This window comes from Staphylococcus equorum (genome assembly GCF_001747895.1).
Classification (GTDB): domain Bacteria; phylum Bacillota; class Bacilli; order Staphylococcales; family Staphylococcaceae; genus Staphylococcus; species Staphylococcus equorum_A.
This window is the reverse complement of the sequence record NZ_LNNB01000045.1, coordinates 1-1306: the sequence shown is the minus strand read 5'-3', so window position 1 is coordinate 1306 and position 1306 is coordinate 1. Positions and strand designations below refer to the sequence as shown.

Here is a 1306-nt window from a genome sequence, read left to right as displayed (position 1 = left end):
TGGCTCAGGGTCTGGTGTTGGTTCAGGATCTGGTGTTGGCTCAGGATCTGGTGTTGGCTCAGGGTCCGGTGTTGGTTCAGGATCTGGCGTTGGTTCAGGATCCGGCTCAGGAGTTGGTTCTGTTCCTTCTCCATTTGCATTATTTTCATAAAATAATACTCCATTATTCCAACTAGCTTGAGCGTAATAATCATAGTAATAAGGAGAATACCCTGAAAGGGTTGTTCTAAATTGTAATGATTGTGAATCTCCTTGATAGTCACTTTCAAATTGTACAACATAGGTTTCATCTAACTCATCAAAATCTATTTGGTAATTGCCATTTGCGACGGATAAATTTATATCATTTGTGACATCCTGAAACATTGTAGTATCCGTAGTATCTGCGTATACACTTTGATTTAATTTATTTTCGTTAATGACTTTAAATACTTTTACTTTAGGTACATTTCCATCGTTTTTATTTCCTTCTATGATTTGACCATAAACAGTTGCTGATGGAATTTTAAATTTATCAGGGTTTATATAAGCAATGTGGGTGAATTTGTTATTTTGTTTATCTAAAGACACAATACTACCATTAACACCCAAACCAGCATTATTTACACCATTAAGATATTCTACTGTAATATCTTTTTGTGTTTTGTGGTTACCTATAGTTGAAGTAATTGTTTGAATGCTATTTTCTGTTACAACTGTTGGATCGATGAATAAATTTAGAGATAAATTGGCTTTTAAATTATTTTTACCATTAACATAATTCGTAAAGACATATCTGATTGTTCCATTTTCTAAAACACTACCTTTTGCAATAACCATTTCCCCATTTTTGATTTCTGGAACTTTACTAATTGTTGAAACACCATGAGTATTGACATTGTTAGAAATTATAATATCAAAATAATTTCCTTCTTTTAAACCATTTTCAAACGCTAAATCATATTTTAAAGTAGATTTTTCTCCTCTATGGGGGTTAACAATATTATTTGATTCTATATCATTTTTGTTTACTTGAACTTGATTACTAACATCTTTGTTTTCTCTATTAATTGATAGATTTTCACTTGTATTGTTCTTAGATGTAAATGTATTTTTTAAAGGACTTTCAACTTTAGGTGTCTTATTATTATATAAATTATTTTCTGTTGTTTTTTCCTCAGTTGCAGAAGGATAGTCCTTGTTATCTACATTTTTATCGCCAGAATGTACTGTGCTTGGAGCAACAGTATTTGTATTAGACTTTTCCTCAGTAGTAGAGGGAATTTCCTTGTTATCTACGTTTTTTTCATCAGAAGATACAGTATCT

General features: G+C 31.2%; 1 protein-coding gene. It reads right to left on the bottom strand.

Features of this window, described 5'->3' with window-relative positions; genetic code table 11:
• The coding region (locus AST02_RS13975) for a fibrinogen-binding adhesin SdrG C-terminal domain-containing protein (protein WP_176723027.1) at positions 1–1306 on the bottom strand (1306 nt) is incomplete at both ends.